The sequence below is a fragment of the Synechococcus sp. BIOS-E4-1 genome, from assembly GCF_014279995.1.
GTDB lineage: Bacteria > Cyanobacteriota > Cyanobacteriia > PCC-6307 > Cyanobiaceae > Synechococcus_C.
This window is the reverse complement of sequence record NZ_CP047935.1, coordinates 1,752,748-1,769,481: the sequence shown is the minus strand read 5'-3', so window position 1 is coordinate 1,769,481 and position 16,734 is coordinate 1,752,748. Positions and strand designations below refer to the sequence as shown.

Sequence of the window (16,734 nt, the reverse complement as noted above, 5' to 3'; positions counted from 1 at the left end):
ACGTACTAAGACAGGGTGAGAGGTGTGGTCAAGCGAGTTCAGAAAGGCTTTCGGAATCACCCGATCAGGTGATGTGGTCAAGGGGCTTTTGGGGGATCTTGAGGGAGCCCACCTCTAACAGGCAGCGCATGTTGCAGCGGTTCCTCACCACCGCTCCATGCACAACCTGTTCCAGATCGCTGATGTGGATTCTGGCGTGATCCGCTGGGTCAACGCTGATCTGGTGACTCACATCCTTCCTGCGATCTAAGGGCGGTGTGACCAACCTCACATCCCTCCTGGAGGCAGTTCTGTGAGGTTGGTCACGGGGCACTGAAGCCTCACCATATGGAACATGCCCCGTTCTCCAGTCCGTTCAATAGAGAACTCCAGGAGCTTCGTTGCTGAACTCCAGGCATGCAGAGATGAATTGACGGTTTCAGCGCTTTCGCCAGCATCCTCGTCGTCACGAACCATTCCTGATCAGCGACTTCTTGCAGCTTTCGGTGTGTCGTCAGGTGCATGTTGCCTGTCGTGTGTATAGCGGATGACAGTGCCGACAACAAATGAGCCAACTCCAGTCTTGGAGCTGGCTCAACTGTCGACCGTCTGATGGGTGTGATGCTATTCGCTCGGTGTAACAACTTTCATGTTTACACCTTTGTGTCTTTCATGGATTCCTTGCTTTTTTTTAGTGATAGATCAATATCTTTACTAGTTTAGTTATGAGAAAACGTCACCACTACGCGCAGCTTATGAAGACATAGTTGATGTTTAATTATTCCACAAGATACACTCCTTAAATTGACCTCAGTTATCTCTTGTTTTGCGCTGATCCTTTTCATTGGCTTTCTTCTTGTCTTGCTCTTCGGTCACCAACCTCTCCAGCATCTACCCAGTAGGAGAAGCTTCTCGTGTCAGTAGGTATCAGCTTCCACAGTGAAACGTCTTGCACCTTGGGTCCCGGAAGACATCCGGATCTTTTGTTGGGTACACATCACCTTCGGTCATTTTTTTAGTGGCACCGCATCGTCAAGATGCTCCTGCCTTAACCGTTCCAGTTGTCCTTTGCTTTCGGCTGGTCGATCGCTGTTTGGCTGTCTGCCTTGATCGACTCCCAACACAACAACAGTCACCAGGGCAAGCACTGCAAGCGTTCCTATTTGCAGAATCTTCACCATCCCGTCCATCCTTTTTTCGTGCCAGCAGGGACTAGTTTTGCCTATTTGGCATCGTCTGGCATGACTGGACTGATATCCATGTCTGCTGCAGCGGAGAAGACCACCTGGCACTCAGTAAGTCGGTCTGAAACCCAATTGCCTTCCTCAATCTGTCCCCTTCAAGCGTTGATGGAGTTTCATACCTTCCGCTCATCCAGCAAGGATCCTGGTTTCCCCTAGTCCTGCACTAATCCTAACAGTGACACTTCGGCTGGCTGATGGATTGCTTGGCTTCCACGCGAGTTCTCTATGGGCACTGACAGAAGAGTTGATCTGCATACACCTCTTAAAAAGTTTGATCAAAACCGAGCGTCCTTGCTGCATTTTCGGTTGCATGATCATCTGACATAAACACTCTGATGTTCTAGATGTTCTGGTCAGGCGATCTGTCGGTGACAACTGGTTGTTTGAGCTTGATTATAGAAATTTGTGGAACGTACTTCTGGAACATTCCATACAAAAAATCTCTCACTGCTGGTTTGTGGATGGATGAAAGAAGTCAGAGACTGACATGTCATGCCGTTTGAGAAGGGCGAATGTCGTTCCAGCATTGCCTCGGCAGATTCTTAGATCATTTGAAAGTGTCGTGATATCAAGCCATGCAGGAAACGATTGGTTTACGCTCTTGAGCAATTCGAGTCGTCGTCCACCTGGCAACCCAGGGCCTCTCCACCCACCTTTGCGAAATCTCACGCCGATTCGATTTGTTTTATCAGTAGTGAGCTCTGCTTCGACGGTTACTGCAGCTACCGCTCCCAACGGTCCGGCAAGACGCAGCAGATTCATGCCTCGAGCATTTGCTGGATCTAGAACCTGGATATTCTCAAGCCAGTTTGCTTGTTTCAGCCATGGTTGTTTTGCGCTGCTCCATCGAAGTTCCCAGACACCCATCAGCAGATTCTCAGTCTGGCTTAGATCAACGTTGGACCGTTTCTCTGCTGTCATAACGAGCTCGGGAATCCTGTCATTCCTCGGCTGTTCTCTTAACAGGCGAATCAATGTATCCATGCTTGAAAAGGGGTGTGTTGACCAGCAATTCTATCTATGCCAGGAATTGTTTGCTTTGTAACGTCGTTAAAACTGATAAACTTGAAGGCATTAATGGATTTGATTTTGCAATAAATTAGAGGTTTATTTGATCTCTATCTACAGCTTTAAGATTTGTCAGGAGTTTCTACTTCCTGCATATAGCTATTGATTTAAATATCTTCAGAGCTATAGACTTGAATTCACTTTCATTGGGTATCCATTGTTCAGAGTAATTATTCCCACACAAGAGTACAGCGATATTTATTGTCGCCACCTGAAGGTACGCCGACTGTTTCACAGTTTGTTTCTGTGATCTCCGAGCCTTGTGGCACATTCGTTTTGAGGTCATCAATGATTGCTGATTTGTCGAATCCTGTTCCTGTTACTGATCCGGCATTGCTGGAAGTGGCGATGCCAATAAGAACAAGACTCGCTAGTACTCCAAACACAATTTTCATGTTTAAAAAATATATCTTTTTTTAATATAGCAACGATTCAAGGGAGCGGCAGTTCTTTAATTTTTTCAGCTATTTTGACTTCCATGATTTTGCTGTCTAGCCTCTTTCCTTCAAGCACAAGAATTGCTTTTGCCCCCACTGATCTGTATTGACGATAAGACACATCTCCATAACTCAATTGAGCACTTGGCTCCATCCTTGACTTCTTAGAATATGGGATTAGTTCGCTCGATATGGGAATTCCTTCTATTGTTAATTGGCTTGGCGACGTTATTGATGAAGGCGATGCTCATGCAGCGTTATATGTTGCTGAAATCAACCAGCATCCTGAACTAATTACTATTAGTTATTGCCCTCTTGTTCAGGTTGAGCAGCTTCAATCGATTTCATATCTTGGCAGACTTAGGTATATTACTTGTGCTGATCCTGAAATTTGTGAAAAGCGCACCAGCCTTTCTTTAAAGGATTGTTGGCTCGGTGAGCAGTTTCTTCTCTACCAACTTTCTGATTATCGAGAAATCCTTCCTTACTTGCAGGAAGTGGAAACACAAAAGTACACTGAAATTTTTAAACTACCCGAATCTGGTGCATCGAGATTTATTGAGTGGATTGCTGAAACCTCGCAAAAAATTTTCTGTAACCCAAAATCCGGATATAAGCTTTGTCTTGACAGCTTGGTGACGACTTCCAGGCAACGGCTTTTGTACGAGCAATTAAAAATGCAATGGTCGAATGATTTATGAGATCTTTACTACAGGTGCCTTCCCGTGATCAATTCTGCTTAACTAATTAATTCTGTTGACTAGATCAGTTCTGGATGGCTAGGGTCTCCCTTGAATGGACCTTCAACTGCTGAGCTGATCCAGCCTCCGTAAAAACCTCCTGGTTGAGCAGTGACTTCTTCCCCATTCAGCCAACACCCATCCATTAATCCTGGATAAAGAGCAAACCAACCAGCAATTGCTTGAAAGGATTCTGTGGGAGATGGGTAGCGCCATACTGCGCGGTGTATGCGATGACCTCCAGCTATGACATCGAAATATTCAGCAACTCCCTTCCATTCGCAGAAGCTGCGACCAGCTGCGGGAATCAACAGATTCACGTTTGTGCTTGTTGGGGGAAGGTAGTAAGTGGGTGGATGAAAGGTTTCTAGCACACGCTGACAACCGCTGCCATCGAAGAGTATTTCTCCTCCTACCTTCACTAGTACATGGTCGGAACTAAGCTCAAGCTTTGGAGGTCGCGGATAGTCAGCAACTCTTTCTTTTGTCATGGCCATGTTCTCGATTACAGAGATGATGGCGTTGTTTGGGCCCGATCGGAGTTATGGATCCTGTTGACCCACTTCAGCCTGTTGTGATTCTCGGTGGTTTCCTGATCACTGAAGAGGCTTATAAGCCTATGGCCGAATGGCTGCGGCAACAGGGAGTGATCGACGTTCAGATTGTCCCAGTTAGCCGCTATGACTGGCTTCTCACGAGTTGGGGGTTTGGATGGCGCCGAGTTCTGGATCGTGTTGATGAGATGGTGAAGCGCCTCCAAGCCAAGTCATCGTCAGCTCATGTCACTTTGATCGGCCATAGCTCTGGGGGGGTGATGCTCCGGCCTTATCTCAGTCGTCAACTCTTTCAAGGACGCTCCTATGCAGGAGCTACCCGATGTGATCGGCTGATCACCTTGGGCAGTCCACACCAGGCTGTTCGTGCTACACCGCTTCGGGCCATGGTTGATCGATGTTTCCCTGGATGTCATGAGCCTAACGTTGATTATGTGGCCATTGCCGGCGATCTCGATTTGCAGAGTGAAATCGCCTCTCCTTTCAGTCGGCGCAGCGCCAAAGGCAGCTATCGCGGTATTGCTGGAGCCGTGGATGTTACGGGTGATGGTCTGGTGCCAGTGGATTCAGCCTTGCTTCGAGATGCTCGCCATCACATCCTTCATGACACAGCCCATGGGGGATTGTTTGGCTCCAAATGTTATTTCACTCCAGAAAGACTTGAAGTTTGGTGGCATTTTGTTATTACATGACTCTAGCAAATCACTTCTTTGTAGTTTGTATTGATTCCTGTCAGTTATCTAATTGCAACAAAAATATTTGAGAACTATTTAGATCATGCAATTGGTGCAATTGTGTTTTGTTGAATGGTCTCTTATTTATTCTGTTCGATGGGAGTGCTGGCTTTAAGCATTGAAATGATTCAATTCTAGATATTGGACAATGAGGCGACAGATTTTCGATTGGTCAAGTTATTGGGTGAGGCGTTTGAGCCTGATAATCAAGCAAGTTTAACGCCCTTAGACCAGAGACTCGTAGCTACAGATAGGGCTGAGCGGGAATCAGCTAGTGCATGATCGTATCCGGTGCAGTGTCTAGAATTTGAGCACTTGCAACTGTCATCGTGTCATCTCAAAAGGATAGGTGGTCTTTTGTTTCGTGGTTAGTGTTTCTTGTGTTGGCATTCATTTCCATGGTGAAGGAGGGCGTCATTGTGCCTAGTGCATACGGGGCGATCATCTTTGCCTTCTTCGTCGGTTGGGACGGTTCAAAATTATGGAAGAATAATAAATAAATTTTTAGTGAAAACTCACAATATTTCAATTCATCCAGATAGTTTGGCAACCCTTTTTATAATGTTTCTCTTGCATCTGCGTCTATATATGTTAATGGTTGCATATATGGTGAACGTGCGAATGGATTGAATTGATTCCTTACTCTACTTATTCTTCTTATCCTGGGATTAATATTTTGTCCAAACGAAACTTGATCGAGCGGTTTAAATTATTTCTTTACCATCTTCACGCATGAGGCAATATGAATTGGTTATTCAATTCTGCTCAACCTAACTTTGAACTTGCATTGCAGGCATGATGATCCTGCCGAACTGATTTAAACTATTTTGGTACTTCAGCGCTAACAATTAGCGGCGTGTTTTGCTAATGGTACTACTGTATTTATCTGATTGAATTCATGTTGATCACAATGGTTTAAGTCCAGGTCTGTGTTGCCAGGACATGAAAGGCTAATAAGTCGACTGAACATTACTTGACCAGGCTTGTTCATTTTACGGTACCAGCGTGATGTTTCATGGGGTTCTCCATTTTTCGGAATTTCGCGTTGCAAATAAGTGTATTGGTCATTTTCATTTTGCATAAGATTAACGAGAATGTTGTACACGATTGTTTTCCAATTTTTTGGAAATGCAGGTTTGATTTGGGTGAGAATGGCTTTAATGGCGTTTTTGATCTCCTGAGTCCAATTTTAAAAGTTCTCCAATATTACTGCTCTCTTTCTTCTACACTATTGGTTAAAAATGCGGGTGTGATTTTTATTGTCACAATTTTGTAGTTTCTGCTACTGACTTTCTACAAGTATGCCTCTATAAATAATGTCTCATCTAATATTAGTTCTCGTTCACTTGCTTTTCATGGATTTTCCTTCTCATGTCTTTATTAAACGACATGCAGGTCCCATTAGGGCTTGGTGGAAGAGTCGTATTTCTTTGTTGATTGATACCAGCAATAAAGAAGGTGCTCGAGCTTTGATTCAAGAGCTTTATTTGGGAGAATTTCCTCGTCTTCCCGAGCGTATTAATTGCTTTTCTGTTTTTTAGCATATATTTCTACAGATTTAATTTAGCTGTCAATTACTCGGAAGTTTGTTGTTTCTCATAGTGCTGCTAGGCTCTTTGCTGTTGGGCTGTTTTTTTGTAGATATTTTCCGAATTGAATTTTCATTCTTCTGCTGATTTTATTTGACTCTAAATTCTATTTTTTGCCTTGTTTTGTCTATATTATTTCGTACTATTGTTAACGTTCCTTCTCTACTCTGGAAAGCTATTCGTTTGCACTTAGTCCGTTTCCCTCACCCCTATCATCAGGACACTTGTTCGTTGAGATCATGGCCAGGACAAATGAACAGTTCTTAAAGCGATGATCTACTGAAGATCTATGTTCAGGTTAAATATGACTGAAATCACTCCGAGCCATGCTCTGATTTAGGTGAGCCAACTCCTTAGTTTCACTTGACTTTACATCTGCTCTTGATCATTGACTGATCAAAACCTCCGTTACTCAGGCCGGGGTTTCGGCACTCTTCCATCGATTCGCCAATATCCAAACCAATCTGGCTTTAGCTCCGTTTCAGGTATTCCTGGCTCAGCTTTTAGCAGGATTTGCCATCCTTCAAGCTGGAAGATGGGTAAACAGTCATCGACTGCACCCAGATTGTTGATGCTGTGTAAGTCATCCTTATGGACCTGCAAGGCTGTGTTTAGCCAACGCTGACGTGCCCGTGCCTTTGCAGCTTGTTTACTGGGAGCCACGACCAGGCCGAATTGATGCAATTCCTGTAACGAGTTTCTGTCGTAGCCTCCTAGGTTGATGAACCAAAGCTTTTCGTTCTTTGCGGTTAACGACGTCGTTTGTTTCGAGTTTTCTTCCTCGTGTCTCTCGAATAGCTCAATGGTGTAGCCATCAACATGCTGGATTACCTTGTAACTGTCGATATGCAGTCCGGTGGTTAATCCAAACCATTCTTGTCTCAGCTTCGGAATTGTCTCCTCAATGTTTGCTCCCACAACCCAACGAACATCGTGCAGTTCAATGTGACAATCGGCGCTTCTCCCTCCTAGAACAACCAGAAATAGCCTCGGATTTTTGTTCATTGCTCAAATTTTAGATTTGTAATGCAGCACAACGCTTCTGCATTCAGTCATTCGATCCTGATCCGTCATGCTGAGCGGGAACAACTGTTCGTGAGCGTTGCTCTGCCGCTTCTGCTCGAGTTGGTCAGTCCCTTGAACCAACCTTCACGGTCCACCGTTGACCTCAGGTTCAGGAACTACAGCATGACATGGTTTTGATAGGTGGTGTCCTTTCAAGCGTTGTCACGTTTCAGAGCTGGCCATCGTGTTGCTGGTCTCTTGCCTGGAATTGTTTTGCCTGTGACTGTTTTCAATGATCGCACTGCCCCTCCAGCAAAAACCGTTTGGTCCGTTTCATGTTTTTTGAATCACGCGGTGGGGGGCGATGCGCTCAATTTTTAGCTCATGGCTTTAGAGTCCATCGACTCATAAAGCGTTGATGGCCTGGGAATACACACAGCTGCGCTTCGTTCCCCGTGGCAAGAGCTGGACTGGCGAGATTGAGGAGCTCTGGCTGGACGACAAGCCCTTGATCTCAAGAAACCATCCGCAGCAGGTCAGCCTTGTTCAGCTGATGAATGAACTCGGTGCTCAAGGCTGGGAACTGGTCACCTACGCCCAGCCCTTCACCGGCTACCACGGAGGTTGCTATACCTTCAAGCGTCAGACCTGAATCCAGAAATTAGATTCATCTGAATTGAGAGTGCTTAGTGGTGCTTTTTATGCTGCATGATGGTCTTACCATTAGCTCCTGTTTGTAATGAATCTGATAGAATCTTCTCCTGAATTCATAGATTCCTTCATTGATGTTGTCTTCATCATGATGAAAATCGTCGTGGTCTTATCTCATTTTATCTCCGCTTAGAACAATTTAAGCATTATGGCTAACCCTTTAAGGGCATACTTTTTTTGCTGTGTCTCTCAGCGGCGCACATTTTATTACCAAAACTCGCTTGATTAAAACTACCCCTTTCAAAGCTTGTATTTTTTTATGTTCAATGCAAGGCATTAGATGGACGTAAGGATTTCGATCATGATTGCTTTGTCTTGGCTGGGAGTCTTTAGAATGGACTGTGGCTCCACAATGATTCGTCTGGCTTCATTTACGTTGATTTTGCTCATCATAAAAGTTTTTCGCATTTGTTCTCCATTGCATTCGCATTGATTCGATTGACGTCTGAAAAGTCTTCAGAGTATCTGTGAATCTTTGGATTAAATGAGCTCTTTCTCTAATTGTGATTGTGCTCTTGAGCATGTTCACATTCGACAGGTTATGATTTATGATCCATTCTTTTACATCAGCCGTCGTTTTAATTGAATATGACTTTATATCCAAACAATTCTGGTAATTCACACTTTCATGAGTTATAAGTTGTAAATTCGCCATCAGATCATCTCCTATTATGCCTCTCCGAGACTTCAATAAACAAGTTGCTCTTTTTGTCACAGAAAAAGTAGGTACAATGACTTGCGCCTATCTTTTTGCCTTCATAGCGCTGATCTCGTTGCCCGAAGCATTGTCATCAGAAGATCCTTTAGAAATTGTTTCCTGGATTGCTGAAACATTTCTCCAGCTGGTTTTGTTGTCAATCATTATTGTTGGTCAGAATATACAAAGTGAAATCGCTGAACAACAGGCCCAGACTGATCGAGAAACGCTAGCGGCTATCAAAAAACTGGCGGAGGAAATACATGTCGTTGCCACCCAATCGCAATCAAGCTGACTGTGCTTTTTGATTGTTAGATCAGTTTCATGTGAGTCCCATTCAGTTCTTTTGATGGTCAACTGCTAAATGTAATGTTCGACTGTTACTCCTATGTCTAGTGTACGAGAGAGATACTATTCGGACTAATGGCTACTGAATCATCAGCTTCTAACTCCAATACATCAGAGCACTGTGGCTCAAAACCTAAGAAAATTGCATTTGGCATTGCACCACTCGGAGTTGTAGCTATCGGTATTGTTCCTATGGGCGTAGTTTGTATTGGCATTGTGCCAATGGGTGTTGTTGGCATTGGACTTGTTTCCATGGGAGCTATTACTGCGTCTGTTGTCGGTATGGGATTACTTTCTGTTGGTTTAAACACTATGGCGGTCTGGACCGCTGGTCCGTTGAGCATGGGTTTCGTTAATTTAAGCGGATCTAAGCAACAAATGCCTCATATTCATCATTCACATCCCCATGCATTAAAGAAATCTCATCTTGAAAGTCAACTGATGTATTCAAACGAAAAACTCGCACGTCTTGCTGCTCAAAGAATGGGTTGTAATACTGTTTTCAAAGTTGGTAATTATTGGAAGCCATGTGATGAAAATAAAGTATCCGGGACCCATTAGGATATTATTTGCAATTGGTTATTTGTGCTAATTTCTTTTGCTCATTATTTACTGTTGACATTTTAATGTTTTAATACTTTAAACTATTGTTGGTTGATTTGGACGTCGTATCTCTTTAAATGTCTTGTTCTCGCAATGAGTCTAAAATTTTGCGTTCTAAGGCTATCGATTATTTCACTCGCACGATAGTTCAGCAGGTATATTTGTCGAGCATTTGTAATTGTCAGAAGTCTTCAGTCTAATTGGCATCTTTTGTCTAGCCGTCTATTCTTAGATCAATTCAATCACCTGTCGTCATCATTCTGAATCATTGAAAGTTAGGTTTTATCGAACATTTCCCATGTAGGTTATTTTATGCTTATGAATACTTCTCCCATCAGTCCTCCATAGTCCCTACTTTGTTAACTTTTCAGCATCAAATTGTTTTACTATGTTGTCTGTTTGATCCAGAACGCGCACTGATCGTTTGATCTGAGTGCATAGGTCTTGTGCCCAGTTAATTGCTTCCTGTTGGTCTACTGTTGATCCATGAAAATGCCATTCGTGGAAGGGGTTTAACTCTTCGATCCGGTATATATTTTTCATTATAACCATGGGATCTTTGTCTACTGTAGAGTTTGTATTTTACTTATATCTATTCTCTTTATATGCTCTGGTCAGTATCTAACCGTTTATTAATCTAACAAGCCGCTAGATGTTAATAGATGGACCTCCAGTGACCACCCAAACAAAAAAGATAGAATTACAGAAAAGACCAGGTAGAAATATTGGTTGCTTAGAGGAAAATAAGGTGCTTTGCGTTGACTCATACTGGTTTCACAAGATGCTTCAGGCTACGAACAATAGGCTTGAGATGTGTGCTTTGGTCTGTCTAAACTGCGCTATTGATGATTCTCATTTGTGACAAGTTGCTCAATTTTTATTGGCCTCTTAGGCTTACCGTGTCTTAAGTGTTTTTATTGATGGTTAAATTCACGTCAAGACAATTTTTTATTGCTAGGTAAGGCTCCTAGTCCTAGGCTATTAAAAGCAAATCTATTTTTGAATCGCATTGTACAAACAATCCATATAAATAATTTACAACGGATGATCGAACGGGTGTGGATGGTCCGGTAAGCTCACCTGATAAAGAGTGTCCACAGTTGGTTTCCACTGCACGAGGTGAAGAGGATTAATTTGATGCTTGTCTAGGCAATCCCAAATATCTTTTCCCGATAATGATGCTGTTGACCAGTGATCTCCCTGGCTGATCATTTGCTCTCTCACATAGTCTTTCCAATTTTTCCATTTTATTTCTGGATAGCTTTTGATGAACTCATCAAGAATTACAATATCAAAATTCATTGTTTCTAGTGGGGTCTTAGTCCATTATACGACTCATGGTGGTTTTATTCACAATTCGTGCGAATTATAAAATTATATTGGTTTACATTCCTTGCTGATTTATTGTATTATTATGATTCTTCTATTTTTGATGTCTAGGATTTATTTAATTAATCCAACTGATTTCTGTTTAGCATGTACTTAAATGCCGCTTTCTTCTACTAACATATATGCTTTTAAGTTATGACTCGCACACTAGTTGTTGCGAATCTTGCTGAATGAGTGAAGCTATCCTTGATTTAATTCAACAATAAAGTTGTTTATTATTCTGTTAAACTTTCTTTGGCTATGGTTGAGATTCAGTCTTATAACACGCTCTGATGTTGATATTAATTCTCTGAATAGGCAGTTATCACTGTACTTTCAATGATATGACCAGCTCCTCTAATCATCTCTTTGTTATCTTCGAACAGTTTTTGTGCTACACCAACTGGGGCTTGTTGAACGGCACAGACTTTAGATTCATCGTTTTTGCTGACTCCACGAAACAGCGTTTTGATCCCCACTGAAGAGTGCATCTTGGAGACATCTTCGCTGTCATATATTTTGACCCATTCTGTGAATGGAACGCTTAAGTTGAAAGTCCAGACAGTGGTTTCCATGGCTTGAATTGATGCCTCTTTATATTCTTACATCTGACCTCGCTTGATCAACTCGCTTTGTGACAGTCTTTTTTCATTGCTCAGTTTGATTGGGTGAATGCCATACCTCTTAAATCTGTTTTTTGCTACACCCAAGTAATAGTATTTATTTGATTATTATTAGAAAGGTCATGAGCCGCTTTCTGATATAGCAGAGGTACTAATGAATCAGCTTTAGCAATAGATCTGTTATTGTTTTATTTTTGATGTATTTTTTGTTTGTCTTACGAGTCAGCATCATCAGCAACCTCTAACCCTGACTGCTGTTTCTTGTGTGTCGTTGTTTCTGAGTTGATAGCTCATTGGCCTGATTTTATGTGCTGGTGATTGCTCCAACGCCAATAGTGATGGAGAGGGCGATGATTAAGATTGACCTAAAAGGCATAGTTGAGCATTGTTATTTCTGGGTAATACCCCCTTGTTCTTTCAGGATTGCAGCACTTTTGGTTAAACCCACTGCATAGCCTCGGCGCTAACGTTGAGAAGTTCTGGTTTGTTTCTGGTGATTGGTATAAAACCGCTTATCTAGTTTGGCTTATACGGATGCTTATAGCGCTGTATCTTTCAGCTCGTCAATGCATACCTCACCAAACCCTTTTTATTGTTTGTTGATTTTCTTATACTATCTTTTGCTTGGCTATGCTTCGTTGAGTAATTTATTTGATGTCTATTAAGGCTATCAGTTCTTATCTAGCTAATTAGCTCACTTACCATTCTTGGAGTGATTTTAGGTGTCATAGTTATTAGTCTGCATAGTGCCTTTTGCTTTTGCCATGTCTTTTAATTCTTGCTGCTTAATTTTTTTGCACCTTGTAAGCTAGAATAAATTGCATCAAATTTCTCGTTTTTGGTAACTGATCCTGTTTTAGGCATCTGATTTTTGGGCTTAAGTGTATTGTTGACGGAAATTGTCCGGGTTTTGGCCTTCAATCTTCGGCTTTATTCAACCATACTCCTAATCGCTTTTTTATGTAGTTATGCATCACTAGCGCCAGAACGATGTGGTCGTTGATCAACCAGTACTCCAGTGCACCACCAGCCAGTATGTAGCGGGCACCCAGTATTCAGGGGGCACTGTTCTCCACCAGCCACCTTTTCTAGTTCTTCATTTGCAAGTTCTGACTGGCCTTTCTTCAAGTCATCAGCAAAAATAGTTAAACCCACGTTTTTAGCTATTGCTACTACTGCATCAGCATCAGCAGCTTTCTTGAGCTTCTCCTGAAGGCTGGTGTCAGCTTTGACCTTTTTTAGGAAGGTTTCGAGTTGTCCTTGAGTCATCGGTGTCTCCGAAGGATGACCTTTTTGTTCTAGGCGGTTCGTACGGCAGGAAATAGAGGGACAGCCGACCTCAAAGGTACGGTTTCTGGACCTTTCCAGGCGGTTTGTACGGAAGCAGAATTCAGACTTTACGGGCTTACCGACAATTAACAGCTCCTCTCCATTCGAGGTTTTTGTGGGGGCGGCTTAATTAGATTATCTCAGTATGTCAGCACTCTCTGAAGCCAACTTCCTATATCCAAACTACATATTCGTACGCCCAGCACTTACCAATTGGTACCGAGTTATTACCACAACATTATGCGTTTTCCAGCTCTTCCTCCGAAGGGTTTGGATTGGCTTTCTTCAAATCCTCAGTAGAAACCCAAATCCAGTTTTCTGTCATCTCAACAACTTCACTAGGATTAGCTGGGGCTTTCTGCCTCACCTGAGGACAGGCGTCAGCTCAGACCTTCTCCTATGTCTTTGAGTTGTTTTCATGATACGAGTATCCTTACTGCGCAGAAGTCATTGCGACGGTCATCGTTGTTCTCCGTATCCGTAGAGCCTTCCATTAAATAACCTGATTTCGCGTCCGTCATGTTGTTCATTGTTTGACCTTGATTCACATGTCGTCATCGCTTGAGCATGCACAATGGTATCTATCGATCACGCCGATTCAGGAAGTCCTAGGTATGTACCCATGTCGACTCACCTCAATCATTAAAGCGAATGCCAGTATCATTAGCGTATGTTGTTTCCATTCCTCTAACTGCTCTAATTTACTCTCTATTTGTTTTAACAGTAAATACAGTAGGTATGTGATAGTTATTAGGAGAAGAAGGCTCATCATTGACTTGAGTATCCGAGGAGCAGAACCGAAGCTGTTCAGCTAATGAACTTATGATCTCTCTGATCTCCAGATCATTTGATGATGCGTGTCACATCCCTTAGTGATATCTGTCACAGGTGATGGCCGGCCATAAAAAAGGCCTGCATTTGGCGTGGTGTAATTGGTGTGACCTTGTTTTGTCGGGAGATCGATAGAGACACTACTTCCTTGCCATATTGCCAATGACAGTCTCATATTTTACTGTTACTTTTACTGTATGGAGGTTGGCTGAACTTGAATGAGACAAAACCTATTTTTGACGCCAATTTACGCGCTAGCTTTAATGGCTTGAGCTTTATGCCAAAGCTCTTTGCTTTGGGTAATAATTCTATAGCCCCAGCTCTGAGGCTATACGAAAATCATATCGAGTATCGTGGTGCTTTTGGTTTGAGTAGCTGTAACTATGAGGACATAAAAATGATTGACATCTTTTCGATGCTCTTCACTCAATCAGTTGTCTTATACTTTGAGCACACTTCAATTACTTTTTCGGCTAATTTTCGCGATGATCAAAGTAGAATAGCGTGCCTTAGGTCTTTTTTAAATAAGGGGTGTCTATTAACAGAAGCAGCGCTAACGGTTGCTGGCGTATTAAAGCAATAGAAAGATGCTGTTTGCTTGAGAATGTTCAGTCGGGAGATCGATAGCGTCACTCAACGCCCCCTGCTTTTCCCTTTTAGGTCTTGTATAGCTCTCAGCCTTGCTTCCATGGCTTCAGGCTTCCCGACTCAAAACATCAAATTTTAATGAGCGTTAGTAGTAAAACTAATGTTGTTTTCTGTAGTGTTTGTTGTGTAATGGTGGTGGTGAATATGCGTCACTTGTTGAGTATTCACTGTGTTGTCTTGACCGCTGACGGTAGTTCCGTTTCCTCCAGATGCACCGCTGAGACCGTTAGCGCGTGATCCATTAGTGCTGGATTGTTGCGGGGCCGCTACTGGCTGTGCGACTGAGGCTCCGACAGCCGCATTAATTAATTTTCCTAAGCCAAATGCCCTTGCCGGACTTACATTCAATGTTGCTCCGACAACAGTAATGGCAGCGATTGCAGGAAAGAGTCTCATTGTTTTGGGAGTGAAAGGAGGTCATCCCTCCTGGACCTCTTCACCATCTCTTGAATCAATCGGACTCACATCACCCGGAAGGGTGATCTTCCATGCGCCTAGCTCCCCCGTTTGGTGCATATTTCTGCAGTCGCCAGACTTGAAAAGCCCTAAATAACTTGTTGATGCAGCCCTTCTCAGAGGACACACGACGGTCATTTCCTCAACTGCTGTTAGTTACTGCAGGCCCTGCCTTGGTGTCGCTCGACGAGGAACTTCCCGTTGAGCACCAAATTGACCCTTGTATTGAAATCACAAAGGCTGAAGCCTCTGAAGGTGCTGCCTTGGTTGATGCTTGTGCCCCACATGTGAGAGCGATGCTGACCCAGGCGCAGAAACGTCTTGAGAACCTTCAGGCGTTGAAGGTTTTGCATGCAGTTTCGAGAGAGAGTTTCGGGTCGCTCTAGCGATTGGTCAGTGCGGCTTGAGCTGGAGTTTCCCTATCGCTGCTGTAAACAGCTGCTGGAGTGTATTAGTGCAGCAGTTAACTGTCGTTAGTCACCCCATTGCAGGTCTTCGTGGGCTTGATCCATTGCCTCACGGGCAATGGTCAAGGCTTGATTAAGTTTTTGATTCGAGTGCTGATTTCTGTCGAAGAGGTAGGCCGCTTCTTTGATGAAATCCATCACTTCATCTTTGAAGTCCTTGAGAATCGTAGCCTTGCGTTTGCGGCGTTGCTCGTTGGCTGCCAGAGCACCATCAGGATCAACACCGAGGACATATTGGTTATGGCGTGCAGGCGCTTTATGCTTGGCTCTTGAAATCGTTAGAATGTCATTGTGATCTGCAGTGGCTGCTTCATTGCTTCAGCAGCCTGATTAACGCCGTATTTCGTTAAGTCGGCTCCGAGCATGAACGGCCGCCACTGCTTGTTTATCTCTTAGATTGCTGTATCGAATAGCATCCCGTCTACCCAGCGTTTTTCGTGGGATCTTTTTTGGCGTTAATCCTTCTTCTCCTCCGCCTTGTTATGGGTGAATGGTTTACTGTCTAACTTTTGCTTGCGAACTCATTATACAGTTTTTTGCATCCTTCATCATCCTTGGATAAAGGATTTGCACGTCCTTACTTCTACAGGTGCATACGCTCTTACCTTTCATGTACTTCTTCGGTCAATTTTATTCGGCCTTAGCGTTGATTACGCAAATTTGAACTCTTAATTCCAGTCCTTCTGAGTAGCAAGTGATGCCCATTATATTGTTTCCATCAATTATAAAACAATTCTTTTGTTTGATCGCCATTTTGTACTTTTCACGTAAACTAAAAAAAGTATTGTTTTTTAACATGTCAGCCCAAGAAGATCTTTTGAATTTGCTTTCGACGAATTCCGAATTTAGGCAGTCAATTACCGCCGCCACTACCGCTGAAGAAGCCGTTAAGCTTGCTGCAGATTATGGTATTGAAATCAGTGCTGAGGATCTACGAACGGCATTCAAATCAAAAATGTCAGAGCTTTCAGAGGAGGAAATGGAGGCTGTTGCCGGTGGCAAGGGAGACGGCTGTAAACAGGGTCCAGGAAATACAGGCACTATAGTAATGACGGTTCTTGATGCATTGTAAGATTCACTTTTCGTGCTGCTCTTTTGAGACTATTTCGAATGTACATTCTATAAGTAGTGGATTTATTTTTAGTTCTTAAGATGAGCACTCTTTCAACGATAAACCTCTTCTAATTTTTTTGTTTTGTTATAATTGATCCTGTTTAATATATTTATATTAGCCTGTTGCGCTCCTCTGATTTAGTTTAAACCTTCCTTTGCCGTCTGTTTTGTATTTTGAATCGCGTTAATC

General features: G+C 42.9%; 16 protein-coding genes and 1 pseudogene. 9 read left to right on the top strand and 8 right to left on the bottom strand.

All coding sequences use genetic code 11. The features are described from left to right. Positions 1-154: 154 nt before the first annotated feature. Positions 155-250: pseudogene (locus tag SynBIOSE41_RS09470) on the top strand (DUF3104 domain-containing protein); the annotation flags it as partial. A 17-nt stretch (positions 251-267) separates the two neighbouring features. On the opposite strand, the gene SynBIOSE41_RS09465 reads toward SynBIOSE41_RS09470, so the two are convergent. The 3 genes from SynBIOSE41_RS09465 to SynBIOSE41_RS09450 form a co-directional block, all read right to left on the bottom strand. After that, on the bottom strand, positions 268-456 hold the full coding sequence (locus SynBIOSE41_RS09465) for a hypothetical protein (RefSeq protein ID WP_186537625.1): 189 nt from the start codon (positions 454-456) through the stop codon (positions 268-270). 1,211 nt (positions 457-1,667) lie between these two features. Further along, a complete protein-coding gene (locus tag SynBIOSE41_RS09455; protein WP_186537623.1) occupies positions 1,668-2,207 on the bottom strand; it encodes a PAP/fibrillin family protein in 540 nt (179 codons plus the stop codon). A 516-nt stretch (positions 2,208-2,723) separates the two neighbouring features. Further along, positions 2,724-2,882, bottom strand: coding sequence for a hypothetical protein (locus tag SynBIOSE41_RS09450; protein ID WP_186537622.1), 159 nt, complete (start codon positions 2,880-2,882; stop codon positions 2,724-2,726). Positions 2,883-2,919: 37 nt separating this feature from the next. On the opposite strand from SynBIOSE41_RS09450, the gene SynBIOSE41_RS09445 reads away from it, so the two are divergent. Further along, a complete protein-coding gene (locus tag SynBIOSE41_RS09445; protein ID WP_186537621.1) occupies positions 2,920-3,429 on the top strand; it encodes a hypothetical protein in 510 nt (169 codons plus the stop codon). A 59-nt stretch (positions 3,430-3,488) separates the two neighbouring features. Here SynBIOSE41_RS09445 and SynBIOSE41_RS09440 read toward each other — a convergent pair whose 3' ends face one another. After that, complete coding sequence (locus SynBIOSE41_RS09440) at positions 3,489-3,959, bottom strand: DUF427 domain-containing protein (protein WP_186537620.1); 471 nt, start codon at positions 3,957-3,959, stop codon at positions 3,489-3,491. A 53-nt stretch (positions 3,960-4,012) separates the two neighbouring features. On the opposite strand from SynBIOSE41_RS09440, the gene SynBIOSE41_RS09435 reads away from it, so the two are divergent. Both SynBIOSE41_RS09435 and SynBIOSE41_RS17825 read left to right on the top strand, forming a co-directional pair. Then, positions 4,013-4,714 (top strand): triacylglycerol lipase, encoded by a 702-nt coding sequence (locus tag SynBIOSE41_RS09435; protein ID WP_186537619.1) that lies wholly within the window; start codon positions 4,013-4,015, stop codon positions 4,712-4,714. Positions 4,715-6,111: 1,397 nt separating this feature from the next. Then, complete coding sequence (locus SynBIOSE41_RS17825) at positions 6,112-6,297, top strand: hypothetical protein (RefSeq protein WP_222930528.1); 186 nt, start codon at positions 6,112-6,114, stop codon at positions 6,295-6,297. 456 nt (positions 6,298-6,753) lie between these two features. On the opposite strand, the gene SynBIOSE41_RS09430 is transcribed toward SynBIOSE41_RS17825, so the two are convergent. Then, positions 6,754-7,350, bottom strand: coding sequence for a DUF1543 domain-containing protein (locus SynBIOSE41_RS09430; RefSeq protein ID WP_186537618.1), 597 nt, complete (start codon positions 7,348-7,350; stop codon positions 6,754-6,756). Between the two features lie 418 nt (positions 7,351-7,768). Here SynBIOSE41_RS09430 and SynBIOSE41_RS09425 point away from each other — a divergent pair, with 418 nt between their 5' ends. The 3 genes from SynBIOSE41_RS09425 (at position 7,769) to SynBIOSE41_RS09415 (ending at position 9,667) form a co-directional block, all read left to right on the top strand. Further along, positions 7,769-8,002 carry a hypothetical protein gene (locus SynBIOSE41_RS09425; protein WP_066905554.1) on the top strand — a complete coding sequence of 78 codons (234 nt, stop codon included), beginning with the start codon at positions 7,769-7,771 and terminating at the stop codon, positions 8,000-8,002. A gap of 730 nt (positions 8,003-8,732) precedes the next feature. Continuing rightward, positions 8,733-9,053: a hypothetical protein gene (locus SynBIOSE41_RS09420; protein WP_066905556.1), complete on the top strand. Its 321-nt coding sequence runs from the start codon at positions 8,733-8,735 to the stop codon at positions 9,051-9,053. 128 nt (positions 9,054-9,181) lie between these two features. Next, positions 9,182-9,667: a hypothetical protein gene (locus SynBIOSE41_RS09415; protein WP_186537617.1), complete on the top strand. Its 486-nt coding sequence runs from the start codon at positions 9,182-9,184 to the stop codon at positions 9,665-9,667. 1,077 nt (positions 9,668-10,744) lie between these two features. Here the strand turns inward: SynBIOSE41_RS09415 and SynBIOSE41_RS17820 are convergent. The 3 genes from SynBIOSE41_RS17820 to SynBIOSE41_RS09405 all read right to left on the bottom strand — a co-directional run bounded on the left by SynBIOSE41_RS17820 (position 10,745) and on the right by SynBIOSE41_RS09405 (position 12,969). Then, entirely contained in the window at positions 10,745-11,011 is a 267-nt protein-coding gene (locus SynBIOSE41_RS17820) for a hypothetical protein (protein ID WP_222930527.1), read from the bottom strand. Between the two features lie 368 nt (positions 11,012-11,379). Then, positions 11,380-11,652, bottom strand: a complete 273-nt coding sequence (locus tag SynBIOSE41_RS09410; protein WP_186537616.1) for a DUF3764 family protein — start codon at positions 11,650-11,652, stop codon at positions 11,380-11,382. Positions 11,653-12,666: 1,014 nt separating this feature from the next. Further along, positions 12,667-12,969 (bottom strand): Nif11-like leader peptide family RiPP precursor, encoded by a 303-nt coding sequence (locus tag SynBIOSE41_RS09405; protein WP_186537615.1) that lies wholly within the window; start codon positions 12,967-12,969, stop codon positions 12,667-12,669. A 2,480-nt stretch (positions 12,970-15,449) separates the two neighbouring features. Between SynBIOSE41_RS09405 and SynBIOSE41_RS09400 the strand changes: the two genes are divergently transcribed. Then, on the top strand, positions 15,450-15,704 hold the full coding sequence (locus tag SynBIOSE41_RS09400; protein WP_186537614.1) for a hypothetical protein: 255 nt from the start codon (positions 15,450-15,452) through the stop codon (positions 15,702-15,704). A 424-nt stretch (positions 15,705-16,128) separates the two neighbouring features. Next, positions 16,129-16,503: a Nif11-like leader peptide family natural product precursor gene (locus SynBIOSE41_RS09395; RefSeq protein ID WP_222930526.1), complete on the top strand. Its 375-nt coding sequence runs from the start codon at positions 16,129-16,131 to the stop codon at positions 16,501-16,503. Positions 16,504-16,734 lie beyond the last annotated feature (231 nt).